18 protein-coding genes are annotated in these 21332 nt (G+C 57.7%); 8 read left to right on the plus strand and 10 right to left on the minus strand.

From position 1 onward, the window contains the following. Positions 1 to 723: PepSY-associated TM helix domain-containing protein (locus GHO42_RS08505; RefSeq protein WP_371928119.1), on the minus strand; the 723-nt coding region annotated here is incomplete at its 3' end. 118 nt (positions 724 to 841) lie between these two features. Further along, positions 842 to 3166 carry a TonB-dependent siderophore receptor gene (locus GHO42_RS08510; protein WP_133144777.1) on the minus strand — a complete coding sequence of 775 codons (2325 nt, stop codon included), beginning with the start codon at positions 3164 to 3166 and terminating at the stop codon, positions 842 to 844. Between the two features lie 218 nt (positions 3167 to 3384). Here GHO42_RS08510 and GHO42_RS08515 point away from each other — a divergent pair, with 218 nt between their 5' ends. From GHO42_RS08515 to GHO42_RS08530, 4 genes are all read left to right on the plus strand, one after another. Beyond that, complete coding sequence (locus GHO42_RS08515) at positions 3385 to 4065, plus strand: Fe2+-dependent dioxygenase (protein ID WP_095001596.1); 681 nt, start codon at positions 3385 to 3387, stop codon at positions 4063 to 4065. Between the two features lie 3 nt (positions 4066 to 4068). Then, on the plus strand, positions 4069 to 4830 hold the full coding sequence (locus tag GHO42_RS08520; RefSeq protein WP_095018272.1) for a tetratricopeptide repeat protein: 762 nt from the start codon (positions 4069 to 4071) through the stop codon (positions 4828 to 4830). A gap of 155 nt (positions 4831 to 4985) precedes the next feature. Continuing rightward, positions 4986 to 6251, plus strand: a complete 1266-nt coding sequence (locus GHO42_RS08525; protein WP_256670600.1) for an alpha-xenorhabdolysin family binary toxin subunit A — start codon at positions 4986 to 4988, stop codon at positions 6249 to 6251. Between the two features lie 15 nt (positions 6252 to 6266). Continuing rightward, positions 6267 to 7280, plus strand: a complete 1014-nt coding sequence (locus tag GHO42_RS08530) for an alpha-xenorhabdolysin family binary toxin subunit B (RefSeq protein WP_133144779.1) — start codon at positions 6267 to 6269, stop codon at positions 7278 to 7280. A gap of 37 nt (positions 7281 to 7317) precedes the next feature. Here the strand turns inward: GHO42_RS08530 and GHO42_RS08535 are convergent, their stop codons facing one another. After that, the gene (locus GHO42_RS08535) at positions 7318 to 8481 is read right to left on the minus strand and encodes a type III PLP-dependent enzyme (RefSeq protein ID WP_095001593.1); all 1164 of its coding nucleotides are present in this window, start codon (positions 8479 to 8481) and stop codon (positions 7318 to 7320) included. A 413-nt stretch (positions 8482 to 8894) separates the two neighbouring features. Further along, positions 8895 to 11129 carry a TonB-dependent siderophore receptor gene (locus GHO42_RS08540; RefSeq protein WP_153328069.1) on the minus strand — a complete coding sequence of 745 codons (2235 nt, stop codon included), beginning with the start codon at positions 11127 to 11129 and terminating at the stop codon, positions 8895 to 8897. A 184-nt stretch (positions 11130 to 11313) separates the two neighbouring features. Between GHO42_RS08540 and GHO42_RS08545 the strand changes: the two genes are divergently transcribed. The 4 genes from GHO42_RS08545 (at position 11314) to GHO42_RS08560 (ending at position 15503) form a co-directional block, all read left to right on the plus strand. Further along, the gene (locus tag GHO42_RS08545; protein WP_095001591.1) at positions 11314 to 12072 is read left to right on the plus strand and encodes a response regulator; all 759 of its coding nucleotides are present in this window, start codon (positions 11314 to 11316) and stop codon (positions 12070 to 12072) included. Between the two features lie 19 nt (positions 12073 to 12091). Then, positions 12092 to 13498: an ATP-binding protein gene (locus GHO42_RS08550; protein ID WP_165484596.1), complete on the plus strand. Its 1407-nt coding sequence runs from the start codon at positions 12092 to 12094 to the stop codon at positions 13496 to 13498. 181 nt (positions 13499 to 13679) lie between these two features. Beyond that, positions 13680 to 14555: an alpha/beta fold hydrolase gene (locus tag GHO42_RS08555; protein WP_133144782.1), complete on the plus strand. Its 876-nt coding sequence runs from the start codon at positions 13680 to 13682 to the stop codon at positions 14553 to 14555. A 39-nt stretch (positions 14556 to 14594) separates the two neighbouring features. Next, positions 14595 to 15503, plus strand: coding sequence for a LysR substrate-binding domain-containing protein (locus GHO42_RS08560; protein ID WP_205125793.1), 909 nt, complete (start codon positions 14595 to 14597; stop codon positions 15501 to 15503). 21 nt (positions 15504 to 15524) lie between these two features. Here the strand turns inward: GHO42_RS08560 and leuD are convergent, their stop codons facing one another. The 6 genes from leuD to GHO42_RS08590 all read right to left on the minus strand — a co-directional run bounded on the left by leuD (position 15525) and on the right by GHO42_RS08590 (position 21183). Next, positions 15525 to 16139, minus strand: a complete 615-nt coding sequence (leuD, locus tag GHO42_RS08565; RefSeq protein ID WP_095001587.1) for a 3-isopropylmalate dehydratase small subunit — start codon at positions 16137 to 16139, stop codon at positions 15525 to 15527. Beyond that, a complete protein-coding gene (gene leuC, locus GHO42_RS08570; protein WP_095031994.1) occupies positions 16136 to 17557 on the minus strand; it encodes a 3-isopropylmalate dehydratase large subunit in 1422 nt (473 codons plus the stop codon). The genes leuD and leuC overlap by 4 nt, the downstream gene beginning before the upstream one ends. 168 nt (positions 17558 to 17725) lie before the next feature. After that, on the minus strand, positions 17726 to 18883 hold the full coding sequence (locus tag GHO42_RS08575) for a betaine/proline/choline family ABC transporter ATP-binding protein (protein WP_095001585.1): 1158 nt from the start codon (positions 18881 to 18883) through the stop codon (positions 17726 to 17728). Further along, on the minus strand, positions 18880 to 19533 hold the full coding sequence (locus tag GHO42_RS08580) for an ABC transporter permease (protein ID WP_095001584.1): 654 nt from the start codon (positions 19531 to 19533) through the stop codon (positions 18880 to 18882). The genes GHO42_RS08575 and GHO42_RS08580 overlap by 4 nt, the downstream gene beginning before the upstream one ends. 14 nt (positions 19534 to 19547) lie before the next feature. Further along, complete coding sequence (locus GHO42_RS08585) at positions 19548 to 20441, minus strand: glycine betaine ABC transporter substrate-binding protein (RefSeq protein WP_133144783.1); 894 nt, start codon at positions 20439 to 20441, stop codon at positions 19548 to 19550. A gap of 25 nt (positions 20442 to 20466) precedes the next feature. After that, complete coding sequence (locus GHO42_RS08590) at positions 20467 to 21183, minus strand: ABC transporter permease (RefSeq protein WP_095001582.1); 717 nt, start codon at positions 21181 to 21183, stop codon at positions 20467 to 20469. Positions 21184 to 21332 lie beyond the last annotated feature (149 nt).

The following is a 21332-nucleotide window of genomic DNA, read 5'->3' on the forward strand; positions in this document are numbered from 1 at the left end:
GCCCTGACCACGGGGGCCGCGACCGCCGCCCTGGCGCTGCTCGCCGCTCGGGGCATCGGACAGGAGTTTTTGCAGGCCCTGGTTGTACCACTCATAGGACCACGACAAGCCGGTCAGTGCGGCCAGCAGATAAAAGACCATACACCAGGTGCCCGCCACGGCGTGCAGGTCCCAGTTGAAGCTGCGACCTTTTTTCGCCCAGTCCAGGGTCAGCCAGGTGCGCCAGTTAAGCGCCTGGCGCGGCCAGCGCAGGTACAGGCCCGACAGGCAGAAGAACACCAGCATCAGGGTGCAGGCGCCGGTGATCTGGCGACCGCTCTGGCCCATGGCCAGGAAACGGTGCAATTGCAGCATCAGGTCGAAAAAGCCCTGGCCGTTGGCCTCGCCCTGATAGGTACCGGTATAGGGGTCAACATAACGCAACTGGCCACGACGCTCGCCCGGTGGCGGGGTGAAGAAGATGCGTGCAGCGGTGCCGCTGTCCACGCCCACCCAGAGCATGGCGACTTGCTTGCCCTCGGTGGCCTCGACCCTGCGCACCAGCTCGGCCGGTGGCAGCACGCCGCTGTCGAGTTTCTCGACCTTGAGCACTGAAGGGTTGAGCAAGTTCAGCAGCTCGTCCTGAAACGACACCGTGGCACCGGTTATCCCCATCAGGGCCAGAACCAGCCCGGCGGTTATGCCGAAAAACCAGTGCAGCTGAAACAGTGTTTTCTTGAACACAACGACCGCCTTGCTTGCTCAATTGAATTCATCACGGCGCAGTATGCCGTGTACGTCTTTTTACACACAAAAGCCCCGACCATTGAATGGACGGGGCTTGGTTCAGCTCAACTTCGAGTTAGAAGTGGAAGCTGGTGGTCAACAGGGCAGTACGGCCCGCTGCCTGGCTGGCGAAATGCGCAGCGTAGGCTTTGTCGTAGTAGGTCTTGTCGGTCAGGTTTTGTACGTTCAGTTGCAGGTCGATATTTTTGGTCAGCTTGTAGCTGGCCATTGCGTCGTAGCGAGTGTAAGCCGGCACGTAAACGGTGTTGGCCGTGTCGCCGTAGACTTCGTCAACATAGAACGCGCCGCCGCCGATGGTCAGCTTTGGCATCACTTCATAGGTTGTCCACAGGCTGAAGCTGTTTTTCGGGGTGTTCGGCATTTCGTTGCCTTTGTCCGAAACCGCTGCGGTATTGATAGTGCCGTTACGGTTGGCTTTCTGGCCTGGATCAACCAGCTCGCTTTTCAGGTAGCTGTAGCCTGCAAACACTTGCCATTTGTCAGTGATTTTACCGCTGGCCGACAGTTCCAGACCGTCAACGCGGGATTCACCGGCGTTTTCGTAGGTGAACGAGTCAGTCAGGACGCGAGTGTTCTTTTTCTCGGTACGGAAGATGGCTGCAGTCAGCGACAGACGATCGTGGAACACGTCCCACTTGGTGCCCAGTTCGTAGTTGACGGTTTCTTCCGGCTTCAGGTCGCTGGTGATACCGCTGCCTGGAGCAGGTATGCCGTTACCTTCGACCCCTTCACCCACCACGCCGCCTGGCGGGGTAGCCGAGGTCGCGTAGGACAGGTAAACGCTGCCGTTATCCAGTGGCTTCCAGACCAGGCCGGTCTGCCAGTTGAAGAAATGGCTGTCGTTTGAGGCTTTGGTACGACCGCTCGCCGCATTGGTATTGGCGGTGGTGCTGAATGCGTCGTAACGCAGGCCGGCGTTCAACAGCCACTTCGGATCCAGCTCGATGGTGTCGAACACGTAGGCAGCTTTGGTCACACCCACGGTGTTGGTGCCGTAGTAGTTGCGTGATTCGGAGCCACCCCAGACATCATTCGGGTTAGGGTTATCAAGCGAGGTGCATACGCCGCCACTATTGCCTACCATGCTAGGCGTGCATCCGTTAGGTTTTGGATTGCCCTGAATCAGACCATCTGGACCATATACGTTGTAGCTGCTGGCCCGAGTCTCTTCACGAGTGAATTCAACACCTGTGGAGTAGTTGTTCTTGAAACCCATGACCTGGAAGTTGCCGAACAGATCGGTCTGGTTGGTAGTGGTTTCAGTGGTCGAAACCCGGGTGTTGGCGCGACGCCATACGGTACCGTACTGGTTGACGTTGTGCTGGCTGTCGTCCGGCTGGGTGAGAATGTAGTCCTGGCCGGTGTTGCCGTGACGGAAGGTGTTTTTCAGGGTCATCGCATCGTTGAAGTCATGCTCGAACGAGATGGTGCTGATGTCCACGCGGGTCTTGCGGAAGTCACGGTCTTTCAAGCCGTAGAAGTTTTTGCTGTCGCCGCCATCGTCCGGTTTGTCGTGGGCGTGAACAGCGGTCTTGGAGCTGTTGCTGTAGCCGTATGGAATGCCCGAGTCCGGCAGGTCGTTGCTTTCCAGGTGGTAATAGCTGACGTTCAGGCGGTTTTCAGTGCCCAGGCCGAAGGTCAGCGATGGCGCTACGCCCCAGCGGTCGTAGTTGACCGACTCACGGCCAGCGACATTCTGCTCGTGGCTCATCAGGTTCAGGCGGAACGCTGCGGTGTCCAGGAACTGGCGGTTTACATCCAGGGTGTAGCGGCGGGTCTGGTCGGAGCCATAGGTGAAGCCGCCGTTGAGGAAGTCACCCGCCTTGGCGGTCTTGCTCACCATGTTCAGGCTGCCGCCAGCCGAGCCACGACCACCAAAGGTGGAGTTCGGGCCTTTGCTGACTTCGATCGATTCGATGTCGAAGATTTCCCGGGTCTGGCCGCCAGCATCGCGCACGCCGTCCAGATACATATCGGATTGTGCGTCAAAACCACGGATAAATGGACGGTCGCCCTGTGGGTTGCCGCCTTCGCCTGCGCCGAAGGTGATGCCCGGTACGGTGCGCAATGCATCCTGCAGCGAAGTGGCTGCGGTGTCCTGCAGCACTTGCTGTGGGATCACGGTGACAGAGCGCGGGGTATCTACCAGGGGCGCTGTGTATTTTTGGGAGCTGGCTTTTTCGGTTTGATAAGACTGCTCGGTCTGTTCACCGGTAACTGTGGTCGCGCCAAGGGAAATACTGCTGCCCTGTGCCTTGCTGTCAGTGCTCTCGGCAGCCTGAACCATATGGCCTGCCGAGGTCGCGGTAATCGCGACACCGATGGCCGAAGCCAGTAAACGCGGTGAGCTGACGGGTATTTTTATTTGTTGGCGCGACATTTGAAGATCCCTTCCCCCAGAATTTGAGCCGCGAAATATATGGCAAACAATTCTGACTATCAATTGAGAGGCATTACTATTTGCGCTGAATTTACATTCTTTACAAATTGCCTTTACGGTTTTTTCACACTCGTTCGTCTACAGGTCTCTTAACAAAGTTTTACATAGACAATAAGAATCAATACCATTGCCATCCCTTTGCTATCAGGTATTGCGTCATGTTGCTGCATATCCCCGGCTTGTTCTCCCGTGAAGAGGTGCAGCGCATCCGTGAGGCGCTGCAGCAGACGCAATGGGCTGACGGTAAAATCACCGCCGGCTTTCAATCGGCCAAGGCCAAGCACAATCTGCAACTGCCCGAAGACCATCCCCTCGCCAAGGAGATCGGCGCGGCGATGGTAGACAGGCTGTGGAAAAATCCGCTGTATATGTCGGCGGCCCTGCCACACAAGGTCTTCCCGCCGTTGGTGAACTGCTACACCGGGGGCGGCAGTTTCGACTTCCATATCGACAATGCCGTGCGCCAGCCCAAGGGCAGCCCTGAACGGGTGCGTACTGATCTGTCGGCGACCCTGTTTTTCAGTGACCCCGAGGAGTACGACGGCGGCGAACTGGTGATTCAGGACACCTATGGTGTGCAGCAGGTCAAACTGCCTGCTGGCGATATGGTCTTGTACCCCGGTACCAGTTTGCACAAGGTCAATGCCGTTACCCGTGGGGCACGTTTTGCGTCGTTCTTCTGGACTCAGAGCCTGGTACGCGAGGACAGTCAGCGCACGTTGCTGTTTGAAATGGACGGCGCGATCCAGCAACTGACCCGTGACGTTCCTGATCATCCTTCGCTGATCCAGCTCACCGGCACTTATCACAACCTGTTGCGTCGATGGGCCGAGGTGTAATTCATGAGCTTTCAATTACGCCGCGAAGAAGTACTCAATGGTGACCAGCTGAGCGCCATGTTGAGCGAGAACCCGGCCAAAGCGGCCCAGGCCATTTTGATGGCGGCCAAAGAGGGCATCGTCGATGGTCAGGCGTTGCTGGGGCAGATCCTGCTCGACGGCCAGGGCATCGAGCGCGACCCGGTGCTGGCCAAGCGCTGGTTTCAGATTGCGGCCAATGCCGGCCACTTGATGGCCCGCAACATGCTGGGTCGCTGCTGGGAGCATGGTTGGGGCGGGCCCGTCGACTGCACCCTGGCAAGCCTGGAATATCGACAAGCCGCTGAAGCTGGACTGGATTGGGCGCTCTACAACTACGCCAACTTGCTCGCTACCGGTCGCGGCGTAACCCAAGACCAGAACGCGGCGTACCAGCTGTACCGGGTGGCGGCACAGGCGGGCCATGCCAAGTCGATGAACCTGCTGGGGCGTTACCTCGAAGAAGGCGAGCATTGCCCGGCCGACAAAGCCGAGGCCTGTCTCTGGTACGAGCGCTCGGCACGCGGCGGTGATTTTCGTGGCCAGTTCAGCCATGCCTCGGTACTGGCCGAAGACGGCAATATTGATGACGCGTTGCGCTGGTTCGAGCGTGCTCTGAATGGCGGCAATCTGAACTTCTTGCGGGTGACCCTGGGCACCCTGCTAGAGGCTCGGGAACCCCGTATCCGGGCACTGAGCGCTGCCTGGCAAGTGCGTATCGATGCCTTGCAGGGCAACAACGGCTGACCGTGATTACACCGTCAAAGTTAATGCTCGTACGCGGCTTTCAAGCGTGTCCTAGCCAATAACTGTTTATTCGGGTAATTATTCATTTTTATTTTTGTCCCGGTCTTACAGGTACTCGGGTAGTTCTGTTATTGATGGATGCTCTTTGAGAAGTGATGCTGTTCGAACAGGATCATTTTTTAAAGGGAATTAATATGCAGGTTGATAATAAGGCGTTCAGCAACAGTGCTGAGGAGGCCAGATCGCTTGAGAAAATGAGCGCTCTGGAAGCGGCTATCTATTTGCCATCGCATTATATTCAAATGCTGGCCGGTGAAAAAGATTCCGCTGTTTCAAAGGAAGAATTGGGTTTTATTATCCGGCGCAGTGATATTCACAGTGTTCGAGCCTATGTGAGTGAGTCACGCAAGTTACCCGTGGACTACAACAAGATTGTGGCCTGGTTTGGTCTGGACACTACAAGTATTCCGGGGCTAGAACCCGCCAGTATTCAGTCTTTTCATCAACGCGTCGTGCAGCATGCCGGCAGCTGGTCGGCGCTCGAGCGGGAAACAAAGGAACTTGCTCGCCAACTGAACCGGTTCTCGGACAGTTTCATTACCCATGCCAATGGCATCATTGAATTAATAAACAGGCTGGATTCCGATCGGCTGTTCTCTGGTGGGCTGGACGATCTGACGGCCGCGGAAACCGCGCAGTTGGCTGATGGGCTTAGCTCTACAGAACTCAAGGCAGTCACCATCATGCGCGAACATGTAAAGTCGATCAAAAGCAGCACCGATTCCTATATAAAAAGAGCCTACGCAGTGGGGGCATTGGCGGCCGAGTTTGAGCGCGTCCTGTCCGATGAATTGACTCATGAAGTCAATGCCAAACTGGATGCCTATGCCAAAGCGGGCCTTTCCAGGGACCGTGAAACACTGACTGCGCGCATCAAAGAGCTGGACAGCGAAATCGAGCGATTGATAAGGGATTACAGGTCTCAGGTTTTGTACGGGCACTCAGGGATTTTTCTGGGGCCTATCGGCTTGGCTGTCACAGGCGGGATATTCGGGGTAAAGGCCGAAGCAATACGCACACGAAAAAACAAACTGATTGCCGAGCGTGACATTGCCAGGCAAGGCAGCCAGGAGCAAGAGCAACTCGCGATGGTGCTGGATGCCACCCAGCAGCGTTTTACCGACTTGCGCAGTCGCATGCTGGGAGCAGAAGAGGGCGCCAAGCGTCTGGCGCAAGTATGGAGCTATATAAGTAACTACCTGGATGAAGTTGATCATGAATTGGGGTGCGTGGATTCTTTTGGTCGCTTATACAAACTTAAAGTTGATTTTGCACAGCTGCTGAATCCGTGGAAGCGTGTTAAGGATTACAGCGTGCAAATATCCAATGCATTTAATGAGATTATTGAAAAGCGTATTTGAAAAGGAAGTCACAATATGAATGCGGGCGTCGATGAAGTGGAGTATGAAACCCCTGATATGCCAGGTGTTTTCAGCGGGCTAAAAAAGTTTAATGCAGTGGCGGTCAGTCATGAATACGATTTTATTCCATCGTTGCAGGAGCGTTTAAGCCTGGCGGCCAGATGCTTGAGTCGTGGTGCGCGCAGTATTGTCGACAAGGTGCGTAGCCTTGAAGTAATGGTGGACAGTGCGGGTTTTGATGAACTGGCGGAACAATGGGCAGCCATTCACACTCATGGCCCATTAACGCCTGAGGCTCGCACCTCTGCAATCCATATTCTGAATGAAACTTTCACTCAGCGAAGCCGGCGCCTGGTGAGTGCTGTTGCGGCGGCCAAAGCGCAAATAGCATTGCGTACTGCCGAAGGCGAGGGACTGAATCTCGAACACTATTCCGATCCGCTGCTGGCGTATGACGTGGCCAGGCTGGATGAACTGGAGCAACAGGCGATTACGCTGCAACTGGAAGAAGATCAATTGCGTGCGGACAAACAGGTTGTCGTCGCGGCTCTGGAGATCCTTCAGTCCAGGACCTGGCTTGATCATGCAAGGGATTTGCTGCCTGGTATTGAACAAATTCAGGTACTTGTGACAACAGCTGCAGTGGGAAAGGTCGAGGCGGATGTGGTGACTGCCGCCATTGAGCGTATAACGCAGTACCTGGGTTTTATTGACAGTGGGTACAGGATGTTTTCGCTGATTGAAGCACGCAACAAAATCACCGACAAACTGGCTGATTTGAGCATGCGTAAATCCAGGGACAAGTCAGACAGGCGCGTGCTCAAGGAGCGCGCTGAAAAAATAAGGCGTCACGCAGAGCTGGTTGAAGCGCGGGCGTACTGGGTCGACAACATGAAGCGGATTGCCAACGGGTTGACCGTGTTTTCCACTCGGGTCAATGCAGCCATTGATGCAAATGAGCACTCGATGGTGCAAGCCTCGGCAGAGCTGGCGGGTTTTCTGCGTTTCTTACGGCACATCAGCCGATAGGGGCTGCCCCCCGCACGCTTGCGCGGGGGGCCAGTTGTTACAGGTAGAACGATTTCAGCGGCGGGAAGCCATTGAACTCAACGGCGCTGTAGCTGGTGGTATAGGCACCGGTCGACAACCAGTACAGGCGATCGCCGATGGCCAGGTTCAGGGGCAGGCCGTATTTGTAGTTTTCGTACATGATGTCGGCGCTGTCACAGGTTGGGCCGGCGATGACCACTTCTTCCATCTCGCCTTTCTTTTCAGTCCAGATCGGGAACTTGATGGCTTCGTCCATGGTTTCGATCAGACCAGAGAATTTGCCCACATCGGTATACACCCAACGCTCGACGGCGGTGCGCGATTTACGTGCGACCAAAACCACTTCACTGACCAGGATGCCTGCGTTGGCGATCAGCGAACGGCCCGGTTCCAGAATGATTTCTGGCAGGTCGTCACCGAAGTCTTCTTTCAGGAAACGAATGATTTCTTCGGCGTAGGTTTCCAGGCTGTTGGTACGGGTGATGTAGTTGGCCGGGAAGCCGCCGCCCATGTTGATCAGCTTGAGGACGATGCCGTCTTCTTCTTTCAGACGCTCGAAGATCACCTTGACCTTGGCGATGGCTGCGTCCCACACGCTAATGTCACGTTGCTGCGAACCTACGTGGAACGAAATGCCGTAAGGCACCAGGCCCAGGTCACGGGCCAGAATCAGCAGGTCCATGGCCATATCGGTCTGGCAGCCGAATTTTCGCGACAGAGGCCAGTCAGCGGTGGTCGAACCTTCGGTAAGGATGCGCACGTAAATCTTGGCGCCCGGTGCGGCCTTGGCAATGTTGCGCAAGTCGGCTTCGGAGTCGGTGGAAAACAGACGCACGCCTTTCTCGTAGAAATAACGAATGTCTTTGGATTTCTTGATGGTGTTGCCGTAGCTGATGCGGTCCGGGCTGACGCCGCGGTCCATGACTTTATCCAGCTCATAGATCGACGCGATATCGAAGCTCGAACCTTTGTCGCGCAGCAGATCAATGATTTCGACGGCCGGGTTGGCCTTCACCGCGTAATACACCTTGGCGAATTCGAAGCCTGCGCGCAGGTCATCGTAAGCCTTGCTGATCATGGCGGTATCGATCACCACGAACGGTGTTTCCTGGGTGTCAGCGAACGCCTTCATTTTGTTGAAGGTGTCGCGCGCGTAATAGTCTTCGACCTGGATCGACATGCTGGGGAACTCCTGTGGCAAACGTCATCAATAAATGGGTGCAGCTGAACATCCTCCGTATCCCCACTTTGGTTCGCCTACTTCCCAAGGCATGTCCGCCGAAAGCAAATAAGGTAAATGGACCTTGCTGTCTCGTCGTCAGTACTTGAGCCGGATGGATCGTTTCCAGCATGGATGTTCGGCGCGAACTTTAGGGCGTGACTGCGCTTAGATCAACAAAAAATGTCGCAATTTTATAAGCCTTCGTCGTGGGGCCAAAGTGAGCCATTTAAGTAACCGACCTTGATGACGGTGTGATGTTCCCCCAGTGGCTTTTTTGGCCGTTGCCAAACAGACGAAGCCCGCCATTGGGCGGGCTTCGGTAGTTGCATGTTGAAGCAGGGCTTACCTTGGGGGAAGGAACAGGCCAGGTCTCAAAATGCAGTACTCAGGGTCAACGACAGGCTGCGCGGATCACCGTATATGGCGCCAGCGTAGAAGCCGTAGCGGGTGTAGTAGGTTTTGTCGAAGAGGTTGTTGGCGTTCAGGGTAACGGCCGTATCTTCGGTGAGGTCGTATTTGGCCATTGCGCTCCAGATGGCATAACCTGCCCAGGTCACATCGGTGGGGCCGCGGCTCACACCGTCTGTGGGAATGCCTGCCGGAGTAGAGGTGGCGCGAATGCTGGTTTGCGCGGTGACACCGGTACCCACGGTCAAGCGATCAAGAGCACCCGACAGGCGGTAGGTGGTTGAAGCCTTGAACAGGTGCGACGGGTCACTTTGGCCGTCGGCGTTAAGGCGACGAAAGTGCAGATAGGTGTAGCCACCGTAGACATTCCAGTTGGGCGTCAACGCGCCGGAGACTTCGAGGTCGATACCTTCTGTCTCTACGCCGGTGCCGGTCGTGTAGGCCTGGGCTCCGGTGGGCGTCAGGTTGGCGCCATCGGTCACTGCCTTGTTTTCCTGGCGGGTCAGGAAGTAGGCCGCTTGCGCATTGACCTGACCGTCAAACCATTCTCCTTTAATACCGGTTTCATAACTCTGGCCGCGAATCGGCTCGAGCTTGTTGCCGCTGGCGTTTTCTTCGCTTTGCGGGTTGAAGATATCGGTGTAGCTGGCGTACAGCGAGTAGGTGTCGTTGAGGTCATACACCGCCCCCAGGTAAGGCGTGACGATACCGTTTTGTTGCTGATTGCTGCGCACTCCGGCGGTCGACACCGTGGTGCTGCTGTAATCGCTGATGCGCGCGCCCAGGATCACCGACAACGGGTCGGTAATACTCAGGCGGGTGGCCGCATACATGCCTTGCAGGCGGGTGGTGGTTTTGCTGTGCAGGCCGGTTTTGTAAGCGTTGATCCGGTAGTCGCTATCGACCCCGTTGTGCCAGTCGGTAATCGGGAAACCGTTGTTTGCCCGGAACTGGCACCCCAGCGCGCTAGGGCTGGTGCGGTCATCGCTGACCATATTGCAACGATATTGAGGTGACCAGGCGACGGTGCGACTGTCGTTGTAGCCGAACATGGCCTGGTGGGTGCGTCCGAACAGGCTGAAAGGTCCGGTCACGTCGACTTGTGCCGATTGCTGGGTCGTGTCGGTGGAGCTGTGCAGGCCATTGAGAATGGCCCCGGTACCATCCTGGTTCCAGTAACCGCCGAATGCGCCGCCACCTATGGAGTTGACCTTGGCCAGCCCGCGGTGATTCAACGCATCGGTGGTGCTTTGCGCCGCTTTGACGTTGAGCGTCCAGTCATTATCAAAACGATGCTCCAGCGAGCCGAACGCTGTACGCGTGGTGTACTCGCCAAAACTCCAGCTGGGCACCACGTTGGTGCTGCGCGGCAGGCTTGTTTTACTGCCATCGCCGTACCAGATAGGGATGTTCGCGCCCCAGCCGCCGCCCACGATCTTGTAGTACTCATATTGATAGCCGGCACCGAGGGTCGTGGCATCCGTCAGGTCAAACTCGACATTGGCCAGCGCGGCCCGTGAACGCTCGGACTGTTGATCGCGGAAAGAGTTGGCGTCCTCTTGCGTCATGACCAGGCGAGAGCGCAATCGGCCATCTTCAGACAAGGGCAGGTTCAGGTCAGCGCCCAGGCGTCGCTTGTCCCAACTGCCATAGGTGGCGTATGCACTGCCGCCGAACTCGTAGCCAGGGCGTTTGCGGATCAGGTTGACGGTGGCCGATGGGTCGCCGGTGCCGCCCAGCAGGCCATTGGCACCGCGTACGATGTCGATACGCTCGTACATATCCATGTTCAGCGAGCTGCCTGCGCCACTGAAGTCCGAGCCGCCCTGAAACTGCAGGCCGTCGGTTTTCCAGTTGGTAATCGGATAGCCGCGTGCGCGGTACTCGGTGCGTCCGCCCACTTCTGACTTGCTCATGGTGACGCCGGGTGCGCTGTCCAGCACTTGCTCGATATTGGTGATCTGGCGGTCTGCCATTTGTTCCTGGGTGATGGTGGTGACCGATTGTGGCGTTTGGCGCGGGGTGAGTTTCATGCCCGTGGAACTGGTGGTGCTCTTGACGGTGTAACCCAGTTGGCCGGTGTTTTCATCGGCTGATGGCTGGGTACCTTCGACATTCAGGGTGTCCAGTTCAATCGTCCCCGCTATTGCCGGTTGGCTGGCCAAGCCGACCATGGCGCTGAGGCTGATAGCGGCCATGAGCGCGGCCTGGTTGCGGGGTGCATTTCGGCGAGCCGGGGTGGTTAGCATCAAAGGTCGTGCTGAGAGATCCGTCATCATGCCCTGCGTTGTCATTGGTAATACTTCGTATTTGCAGATAATGTTTGGTAGCATTTTAGGTATCACGCCGCCAGGCACTATTACGGATATGTGTGGGTATGTAATGGAATGTAATGAGCGCCATGTTTTACCCACGTCAAAACCTCCCGTGGCCGCCAAAACGCTGTTGGTGGTGGATGACGATGATGAAATTCGCGAGTTGTTATGTGATTACCTGAGTGAGAACGGCGACCATGTGCTGGCAGCAGCCGATGGCCTTGAGATGTGGGCGCAGTTGGAGCGCCAGGCTGTCGATCTGGTCGTGCTGGACGTCATGCTGCCGGGAGAAGACGGCCTGAGTCTGTGTCGCCAGCTTCAATCGCGCCCCGGCCTTAGCGTGATCATGCTTTCCGCCAAGGGATCAGCGCTGGATCGCATCATTGGCCTGGAGGTAGGCGCCGATGATTATTTGACCAAGCCTTTCGAGCCCCGTGAGCTGGTGGCCAGAATCAAGGCGGTGCTGCGCCGGCAAGCACGGGCCGAGCCCATCGCGGATCGCCCGGTCACGACCCACCGCGACTTCGTCGGCTATCGCCTCGATTATGTAAAGCGCCTGTTACACACCCCGGGTGGCCAGACCCTGACCTTGCCGCGCTCCGACTTCAGGGTGTTGCGTGATTTGCTCCAGGCCCGTGAACAAGTGTTGTCGCGTGATCAATTGACACTCAGTGCGATGGGACGAGAATACTCGCCCGACGACCGCTCGATCGACATGTGCATCAGCCGTCTGCGCCAGCATTTCAAGGAGGGGCACGTCCAGATACTGACCGTGCGTAATGAAGGTTACCTGCTAAGTGTCTACAGCCCTGAAGCGGCGGTTTAACCAGGTGCGCGATGCTCTGGTGCGGGGGGTGATGCGCCTGTGGCCCAAAACCCTGTTCGGCCAACTGACGCTGATTCTGGTCAGCGGCACGCTGGCTATTCAATTGTTGTCGAGCAGCATCTGGTTCGACGTGCGCTATGCGCAAGTCCTCGAAGCGCCTGTCCGGTTGATGGCCAGCCGAACGGCACAATTGATTAACCAAGACAGTTGCATTGCGGGGCAACCCCAGACAGCACCGGCCAATTACACGGCCAGGTGCCTGGCCACGAAACCCGATACTCAACCCGGCAATGATCGCGCGGCCCGACGCACGGCTTTGCTGTTGAAACAGGCACTGGCGTATGAGTTGGGATACGCGCCAGCGATTGAGATGATAGAGGTCGACCTGACCGATGCATCCGGTCAGCCGCTGGTCTGGCGCAGCCTTTTTGGCCTGCAAACGGCCACCGCCCATGTGGATTTCGCCGTGCCCCTGGCCGATGGTCATTGGTTGAGCATCGAGGGGCACGAGTTGCAGGGCTGGAGCGGCGAGTCAGCATGGGCGTTAATTGCCGACTACATTCTGCGGGTCTATGTGGTGCGCATTATCGGCGTCATCGGGATGTGCTGGTTGGCTGTGCGACTGTGCCTGCGCCCTCTAAAACGGCTCAGTGACGCCGCCAATGCGTTGGGCGATAACCTTGATCAGACGCCGTTGGCGATTGAAGGGCCTCTGGAAGTCCGCCAGGCCGCCCAGATGTTTAACACCATGCAGAAACAGATTGTCGCGATGGTCAATGACCAGAGTTTTTTTCTGGCGGCAGTGTCCCACGATCTGCGAACGCCCTTGACCCGCATGCGTTTACGCATTGAGCGGTTGAACGATCTCGATCAGCGTGAGCGCTTGAAGCAAAACATTTATCAAATGGACAAGATGATTACTCAGGTACTCGTCTATCTGCAGAGTGCCAACCAACACACATGCCAGTTTATTGATCTCGACAGCGTATTGCGCAACCTGTGTACCGAGTTGTCGACACCCGCCGAGCCATTGCCTGTCAGTGGCCGGGGCGGGATGATCTACGCAAACGGCGTGTTGCTGCACCGTTGCTTGCAGAATTTGCTGGTGAACGCGCAAGCCTATGCCCGGGAAATAACGATTGAGGTCGAGCGCTCGTCAAGCGGTGTGACATTGCGAGTCAATGATCGCGGGCCTGGTATAGCGCAATCTGTTCTGCATTCAGTCACCGATCCGTTCGTACGTGCGGATACCTCACGCAATGATCAATCTGGCGGTTTTGGACTGGGGCTTAGTATCGCCAGGCGTATTGCCGTCAGCCATAAGGGCAGCCTGGTGCTTGGCAATCGTGAAGGAGGAGGTTTGACCGCCTGTATTTTCTTGCCGCTCAGGGAGGGTGAGGGCGCAAGCGCTCAGGCAAAGGCTTGAGATCAACTCAACAAGTCGGAACTTCAAAAGCCTTGATCCGGGGGTAGAGAGATCTATTTAAGTCACCGACCTTGATGCCGAGCTGGTGTACCACACTTCATGAATCAAGCCGCCACGGTTTGGCCCTTGTCGCCGAATCTGGGAGCTCTAGCATGGGCTGACCATTAGAAGGAGCAGCCTCATGTTCGCCGGTTTTAACACAGTACAGCGCCAGGTCAATGGCGTGCAGATTGCCTTCCGGGTCGGCGGTCACGGGCCGGGGTTGCTGTTGATTCACGGGCACCCGCAGACGCACGTGATCTGGCACAAGGTTGCCGGGCAATTGGCCGAGCACTTCACAGTGGTCGTGGCCGATTTGCGTGGCTACGGTGACAGTGAAAAGCCCGAAGCGGTAGCCGACCATAGCAACTACAGCAAGCGTGAAATGGCCCGTGACTCGCTGAGGCTGATGAGCAGCCTGGGTTTCGAGCAGTTTTCGGTACTGGCCCATGACCGTGGCGCGCGAGTTGCCCATCGTCTGGCGCTGGACCATCCGCAGGCGATTAACCGCCTGGTCATGCTCGACATTGCGCCGACGCTGGCCATGTACGCGCAAACCAATGAGGCCTTTGCCCGTGCTTACTGGCACTGGTTCTTCTTGATTCGCCCGGCGCCGTTGCCTGAACGCCTTATCGAGGCCGATCCTGAACAGTACCTGCTCAGCGTGATGGGCAGCCGCAGTGCGGGCTTGCAACCGTTTACGGCCCAAGCGCTGGCTGAATACGTGCGCTGCATCAAACTGCCGGGCGCGGCGCGGGGGATCTGCGAAGACTATCGTGCCAGCGCCGGGATTGACCTTGAGCATGACCGCGAGGACATTGCCGCAGGTCGGTATTTGAATATGCCCGTGTTGCTGTTGTGGGGCGCGGAGGGCACGGTGGGGCGTTGTTTCGACCCGCTTGGCGAATGGCAGAAAGTCGCGACCGATGTGCGTGGCCAGGCGTTGCCGTCCGGGCACTACATTGCCGAAGAAGTCCCTGAACTGCTGCTTGAACATGTGCTGCCTTTTCTGCGCTGAGCTATTCTGTACGCTCTTGCCGCCAAGCCGCTCATGACCATGCCGCCAATAAAATACAGTGCGCCGTTGCCTGAAGACCTGCGGGTCTTCCTCACGGTGGTGCGCAAAGGTGGCTTTGCCGCAGCGGCAGAAGAGCTGGGGTTGTCTCCAGCCTATGTCAGCAAACGTATTCAAATTCTCGAAACTACCCTGGGCAGTCGCTTGCTGCATCGCACCAGCCGCCGTATCGCGCTGACCGATGACGGTGAGCGGGTGCAGCGCTGGGCGGTACGGATTCTGGATGATGTTCAGCAGCTACAGGATGAGCTGTCCGAAGCGCATTCGGCCCCGCGTGGACGCTTGCACGTATGCAGTACTTTCGGTTTTGGCCGCAACCATGTGGCGCCTGCCATTTCCTTGCTGGCCGAGCAGTACCCCGAGCTGGAGATTCGCCTCGACGTGTTTGATCGAGTGGTGAATATCGTCCATGAAGGCTTCGATCTGGAGATTCATGTGGGCGATGACATTCCGGGCCAGCATATCGGGCGCCGGCTGGTGACCAACAATCGCGTGTTGTGCGCTTCCCCTGACTACCTCAAGCGCCGGGGTGTACCTCAACATCTGGAAGACCTGGGGCAGCACGATTGCCTGGTGCTTAAAGAGCGCGACAACGCGTTTGGTATCTGGCAACTGCAAGGCCCGGAAGGCGAAGCCAGCGTGCGCGTCAGCGGGCCGTTGTCGTCTAACAGTGGCGAGATAGTGTTGCAGTGGGCACTGGACGGGCGTGGCGTGTTGCTGCGCTCGATGTGGGATGTCAGGCCACTGCTGGAACAGGGCAGGTTGGTGCAGGTACTGCCTGAATACTGGCAAAGCGCTGACGTGTGGGCGGTGTACCCGACACGGCTGGCTAACTCGGGCAAGCTGCGGGTGTGTGTGGAGTTTTTGCAGACGCAATTGGGGCGCTTGTGACCTCTGCCGTGAGGGCGCTTTTCAGCTCAACCAAGGGTTGGCCTGCAAGTGCCGCTCTTGGAACTCGCGAATCTGCCGACTGCGTTGCAAGGTGCTGCCAATGGCATCCAGCCCCTGCAACAGCGCGGTTTTACGCAGGCCGTCGATCTGGAACTCAACCGTTGAACCATCGGCCAGACAAATGCTTTGGCTCGGCAGGTCAACGGCAATTTCAGCCATATCTGCGTGGCTGACAGTGTGCCCTAGCGCCTGCACCTGCGCCTCTTCCAGGGTAATCACCAACACCCCGTTACGCTGGCAGTTGTCATAAAAGATCCCGGCAAAGCTGCTGCCAATCAAGGCCCGGATACCGAGTTGCTTCAATCCCCAGACCGCATGTTCACGGCTGGAGCCACAGCCAAAATTCGGCCCGGTGACTAAAAAGCGTGCCTCTTGCCAGCCCGGCTGATTAAGGACGAACGCCGGGTTCGGCTCGCCCGAAGGCAGGAAACGCAGGTCAAAAAACAGACCGCGATCCAGTCCGTTGCGATCAATGCCTTTAAGAAACTGCTTGGGCATGATCACATCGGTATCGATGTTGGCCGCGAGCATCGGTGCTGCCTTGCCGCTGACGGTGGTGAAAGGTTGCATGCTCAGACTCTCCCTGACAGTTGGCGAACGTCGACCAGATGGCCGGTAATGGCGGCGGCCGCGACCATCGCCGGGCTCATCAAATGGGTGCGTGCCCCGGCGCCCTGGCGGCCTTCGAAGTTGCGATTGGTACTGGAGGCGCAGCGGTCGCCGGGGGCGAGTACGTCATCATTCATGGCCAGGCACATGGAGCACCCGGACTGGCGCCACTCAAAACCGGCGTCGATAAAGATCGCGGCCAACCCTTCGGCCTCGGCCTGATCACGCACCTGAGTCGACCCCGGCACGATCATCGCCCGCACATGCGTGGCCACTTTCTGGCCGCGCACCACCTGTGCGGCGTCACGTAAATCTTCAATGCGGGCGTTGGTGCACGAACCGATAAAGGCATGGCTGATCACCACTTCATTGAGCGGCGCGCCAGCCTCCAGGCCCATGTAGTTCAAGGCCCGGCGCATGTCCTGACGCAAGATCAAGTCGCTGATCGCCTGCGGGTCCGGTACGCGGCTGCCAATGGCGGCGGCCTGATCGGGGCTGGTGCCCCACGTGACCATCGGTTGCAGGTCAGTGGCGTCCACTTGCACCTCTTGATCGAACTGCGCGTCGGGGTCGCTATAAAGCAGGCACCAATGCTCAACCGCTTGTTCCCACAACTCGCCTTGTGGGGCACGGGGTTTGTCTTTGAGGTAGGCGTACACCTTGTCATCGGGCGCCATAAAAGCACCGCGGGCACCGGCTTCCACGGCCATGTTGCAGATGGTCATGCGCGCTTCGACGCTCAATGCATCGATGGTCGAGCCGGTAAATTCAATGGCATAGCCGGTGGCGCCTGAAGCGCCGATTTTGGCGATCAGGGCCATGATCAGGTCTTTTGACGTCAGCCCCAGGCCCAGCGCGCCCTGGACGGTCACTCGCATGCTTTTCAGACGTTTGTAGACCAGTGTCTGAGTGGCCAGCAGGTGCTCGATTTCAGAGGTGCCGATACCAAAGCCGAAGGCACCCAGCGCGCCATAAGTCGTGGTGTGACTGTCGCCTGCGGCGATCATCATGCCGGGCAGGATGAAGCCTTGCTCGGGGGCGATAACGTGTTCGATCCCCTGGCGCTGGTCGAGCACATCGAACAGCTCGATGCCAAACTTTTCGCAGTTCTGTTGCAGATACGACACCTGCAAAGCGCCGCCTGCATCGGCCATGGCGGCCACGCGCACGGGGGCGGTCGGGTTCACATGGTCAACCACCGCCAGGGCGGTTTCCGGGCGCCACACTTCGCGCCCGGCTTCACGCAAACCACTGAAGGCTTGCGGGCTGGTGTATTCGTTAATGACCTGACGGTCTATGTATAGCAAGACGTGACCTTGATCATCGAGCGCGCACACGGTGTGCGCATCAATGTGCTTGTCGTAGAGGGTTTTGGCATGGGGCATGGTGATGGCTCGCAGCGGGAGGCGTGCGAACCATCATAAGGACGCGGGGAGCACCATCAATGGCGATGCAGTGATGGCTCAGAACATGATTCGTGTTGGATACAACAGGTTGTAGCCGCTGCCGCAGGCTGCGCAACCCGGCGCAGTCTGCGGCAGCGGCTACAGGGCTCAAGCGGAAGCTATTTCAGCCGGTGAAACAATGCTGGTCTTGGCGCCACGCGAACGACCCGAACTCAGGTACGCCGCAATCGATTCTTGCGTCACTTCGCCCTGGAATACGCGTTCGGCGTCCATCACCGGCAACCACGAGCGGTTGAACTCGTACATGCGCGACAGCAGGATGCGCAAATGTTCTTCCGACGCAGCGGTCGCGGTGAACTCCCGCAGGAACTGGCCACAGGTGCCTGTCTGGCGATGCAGGTCACGACGACGTACATACCCCAGTGCCTTGTTGTCGGCACAGGTGACCACCACATAGCGACGGTCCAGTTCGTCCATCAGCTCCAGGGCTTCGGCCACCGGGGTTTCCGGGCTCACCGATGGCGCGTTGTCCGCGGCATCTTCGGCCTTGACCAGCAGCAGGCGCTTGAGGGTGCTGTCCTGGCCGACAAAGTTGCTCACGAAGTCGTCCGCCGGGTGAGCGAGCAGGGTATCCGGGTGGTCCATTTGCAACAGTTTGCCGCCACGGAAGATGGCGATCTTGTCGCCCAGTTTGATCGCTTCGTCGATGTCGTGGCTGACCATGATTACGGTCTTGTTCAGCGCGCGCTGCATCTCGAAGAATTCGTTCTGGATCATCTCGCGGTTGATCGGGTCCACCGCACCAAACGGTTCATCCATCAGCAGCAGCGGCGCATCGGCCGCCAGGGCGCGAATCACGCCGATTCGTTGCTGCTGACCACCAGACAGTTCGCGCGGATAACGGTTGAGGTATTGCTTGGGCTCCAGCTTGATCATGCTCATCAGTTCGCGGGCACGGTCATGGCACTTTTGCTTGTCCCACCCCAGCAGGCGCGGAACGATGGTGATGTTCTCCTCGATGGTCATGTTGGGGAACAGGCCGATCTGCTGGATCACATAACCAATATTGCGACGCAGGGTTACCGGGTCGAGGTCAGTGGTGTCTTCGCCATTGATAAGGATCTTGCCCGACGTGGGCTTGATCAGACGGTTGATCATTTTCAGCGTGGTGCTTTTGCCGCAGCCCGAAGGCCCGAGGAATACGCAGATTTCGCCTTCATTGACGGTCAGGTTTACCGAGTCCACGGCCTTTACATCTTTGCCGTTGCTTTGGAATGTTTTGCTGAGGTTTTGAAGTTCGATCATTTGAGCAGTCCTTTTGGAGTCAGCGAGCGTTGCAGCCATTGCAGAAGCAGGTCGGCGATGATGGCCAGAACACTGACCAACACGGCGCCTACGATCAGCATCGACATGTCGCTACGGCTGATTGCAGCAAGAATAAGTACACCCAGACCACCGGCACCGATGGTGGCGGCAATGGTCATGACGCCGATGTTCATGACCACGGCGGTACGCACACCGGCCAGAATCACCGGCACGGCGATGGGCAGTTCAACCATGCGCAGGCGCTGGCTGAAGGTCATGCCGATACCGCGAGCGGCTTCGCGAATACCCGGTTCCACGCCGGTGAGGGCCAGGAAGGTGTTACGCATGATCGGCAGCAGTGAGTACAAAAACACGGCGGTAATGGCCGGCATAGGGCCAAGGCCCTGGCCGAACTTCGAGTAGAACGGCAGCAGCAGGCCGAACAGGGCAATTGACGGAATGGTCAGCAGCACCGTGGCGCTGGCTTGCAGCGGGCCGGCCAGTGACGGAAAGCGTGTCATCAGCACGCCCAGCGGCACGCCGATCAGGATTGCCAGAATCACGGCAATGCCGACCAGGGTGATGTGCTGCAAGGTCAGATGCAGAACAAGCGACCAGTCCATGTGGGAAAAGGCGTTTAAAAATTCCATGTCTTCTCCTCTTTTCAGTTCAGTGGATGCTGGCGCAGAAAGTCTGCGGCGACTTTGGACGGGCTTTCGTGGTTTACATCGACCCGGGCGTTGAGTTGACGCATGGTTTCATCGTCAAACAGATCGGCCAGTGGCTTAAGCAGCCCCGCAAGGTCGGGGTGCTGATCCAGATAGGCCTGACGCACTACCGGCGCGGCGGTGTAGTCCGGGAAGTAGTGCTTGTCGTCTTCAAGCAATTTGAGATTGAAGGCGCTCAAGCGACCGTCCGTGGTGTAGACCAGTCCGGCAAACACCTGGCCGTTTTTCAGCGCGGTGTAGACCAGCCCGGCGTCCATCTGGCGGATATTGCGACGGGTCAGGTCCATGTCGTAGAGCTTGACCATACCCAGCAAGCCGTCGGAGCGGTTGGCGAACTCGGTGTCCAGGGCCACCAGCGCATTTTTGTTGTCCGGTTCGCGCATTGCCTTGTTCAGGTCGCTGATGCTGTTGATGCCCGGAAACGCTTCGGCCACCTTTTGTGGCAGTGCCAGCGCATAGGTGTTGCTGAACTTGGACGGATGCAGCCAGACCAGTCCTTTTTTAGCATCGACCTCTTTTACCCGGTCGTAGGATTGCTGGCTGTCGAGTTTGTCGGTGATGTGGTTGTAGGCCACCAGCGAAACGCCGGTGTATTCCCACACCATGTCCAGTTGCCCCGACTCCTGGGCCGAACGCGCCAGGCTGCTGCCCAGCCCGCCGGTGACCTGAGCGTTATAGCCCTTGCTGTTGAGGTATTGCGAAGTGATTTCCGCGAGCAGGGTTTGCTCGGTAAACACCCGCGCCCCAATGCGAATCAAGGGTTTTTCCGCAGCCTGGGCAATTCCTGCACACAGCAGGATGCAGCCTAGTAAAAAGCTAATTTTTTTCATGGTTATTCCTTTGCTCAGCCAGACCTTAAGCAGGTCGCAGACCGCGTTCCAACCACTGGCGGCTGATGAGTATCACCAGGCCGTCGAGCAGCAGTGCCAGCAGCGCAGTACAGGCGGCGCCGAGAATCAGTTGCGGCTGATTGTTGAGGGCAATGCCTGGAAAAATCAGGCTGCCCAGGCTGTTGGCGCCGATCAGGAACGCCAGCGGGGCGGTACCGACGTTGATCGCCAGTGCCACGCGCACACCGCCCATGATGATGGGCACGGCGTTGGGCAACTCGACCCGCCACAGCACCTGGCGCGGGGTCATGCCGATACCGACGGCGGCTTCCTTGAGCGAACCCTGGACGTTTTTCAAGCCTTCGTAGGTATTGCGCACAATGGGCAGCAACGAGGCGAGAAACAGGGCGAAGATGGCAGGGCCGCTACCGATGCCCAGGAAACCCAGGGCAATGGCCAGTACCGCCAGAGGAGGCACGGTGTTGCCGATGTTGAAGACTTGCATGAAGCGTTCCGCACGTCCGGCCATTGAAGGTCGGCTGAGGAAAATGCCGGCAGGTATCCCTACAAGGAGGGCGGCGAGCATTGAAGCGAGTACCAGGTACAGGTGGGCTTGCAGGTAGAACAACAAATCATCTTGATAGTGTTCGATAGTGCTGATGCCGATCCAGTGGACCAACAGGGCCAGAAGCGCGATAACGACCGCGCATCCTATAAGCCCTTTTCCATAGCGATTCGCCATAGACGGACTCCTTTTTTTTCAGTCGGCGAACACATCGTCGTGTGGCAAGGCCATTCCTGGCTGCCGGCAATATGTTCGCGAAGAGCAACAGGTGGTGGCGAAAATGCGCCCTCAACACCTGTCATTAGCGCAGCCTCGTCAGGCTAACT

The organism is Pseudomonas sp. FSL R10-0056 (assembly GCF_009600105.1).
GTDB lineage: Bacteria > Pseudomonadota > Gammaproteobacteria > Pseudomonadales > Pseudomonadaceae > Aquipseudomonas > Aquipseudomonas bubulae.

Excerpts from the sequence above, each read along its gene's own strand:
- GHO42_RS08545 (WP_095001591.1), top strand. The coding sequence starts at position 11,314 with ATGGAATGTAATGAGCGCCATGTTTTACCCACGTCAAAACCTCCCGTG.
- GHO42_RS08510 (WP_133144777.1), bottom strand. The coding sequence starts at position 3,166 with ATGTCGCGCCAACAAATAAAAATACCCGTCAGCTCACCGCGTTTACTG.
- GHO42_RS08535 (WP_095001593.1), bottom strand. The coding sequence starts at position 8,481 with ATGTCGATCCAGGTCGAAGACTATTACGCGCGCGACACCTTCAACAAA.
- GHO42_RS08520 (WP_095018272.1), top strand. The coding sequence starts at position 4,069 with ATGAGCTTTCAATTACGCCGCGAAGAAGTACTCAATGGTGACCAGCTG.
- GHO42_RS08590 (WP_095001582.1), bottom strand. The coding sequence starts at position 21,183 with ATGGCGAATCGCTATGGAAAAGGGCTTATAGGATGCGCGGTCGTTATC.
- GHO42_RS08530 (WP_133144779.1), top strand. The coding sequence starts at position 6,267 with ATGAATGCGGGCGTCGATGAAGTGGAGTATGAAACCCCTGATATGCCA.
- GHO42_RS08540 (WP_153328069.1), bottom strand. The coding sequence starts at position 11,129 with ATGGCCGCTATCAGCCTCAGCGCCATGGTCGGCTTGGCCAGCCAACCG.
- GHO42_RS08555 (WP_133144782.1), top strand. The coding sequence starts at position 13,680 with ATGTTCGCCGGTTTTAACACAGTACAGCGCCAGGTCAATGGCGTGCAG.
- GHO42_RS08575 (WP_095001585.1), bottom strand. The coding sequence starts at position 18,883 with ATGATCGAACTTCAAAACCTCAGCAAAACATTCCAAAGCAACGGCAAA.
- leuC (WP_095031994.1), bottom strand. The coding sequence starts at position 17,557 with ATGCCCCATGCCAAAACCCTCTACGACAAGCACATTGATGCGCACACC.
- GHO42_RS08560 (WP_205125793.1), top strand. The coding sequence starts at position 14,595 with ATGCCGCCAATAAAATACAGTGCGCCGTTGCCTGAAGACCTGCGGGTC.
- GHO42_RS08580 (WP_095001584.1), bottom strand. The coding sequence starts at position 19,533 with ATGGAATTTTTAAACGCCTTTTCCCACATGGACTGGTCGCTTGTTCTG.
- GHO42_RS08515 (WP_095001596.1), top strand. The coding sequence starts at position 3,385 with ATGTTGCTGCATATCCCCGGCTTGTTCTCCCGTGAAGAGGTGCAGCGC.
- GHO42_RS08585 (WP_133144783.1), bottom strand. The coding sequence starts at position 20,441 with ATGAAAAAAATTAGCTTTTTACTAGGCTGCATCCTGCTGTGTGCAGGA.
- GHO42_RS08525 (WP_256670600.1), top strand. The coding sequence starts at position 4,986 with ATGCTGTTCGAACAGGATCATTTTTTAAAGGGAATTAATATGCAGGTT.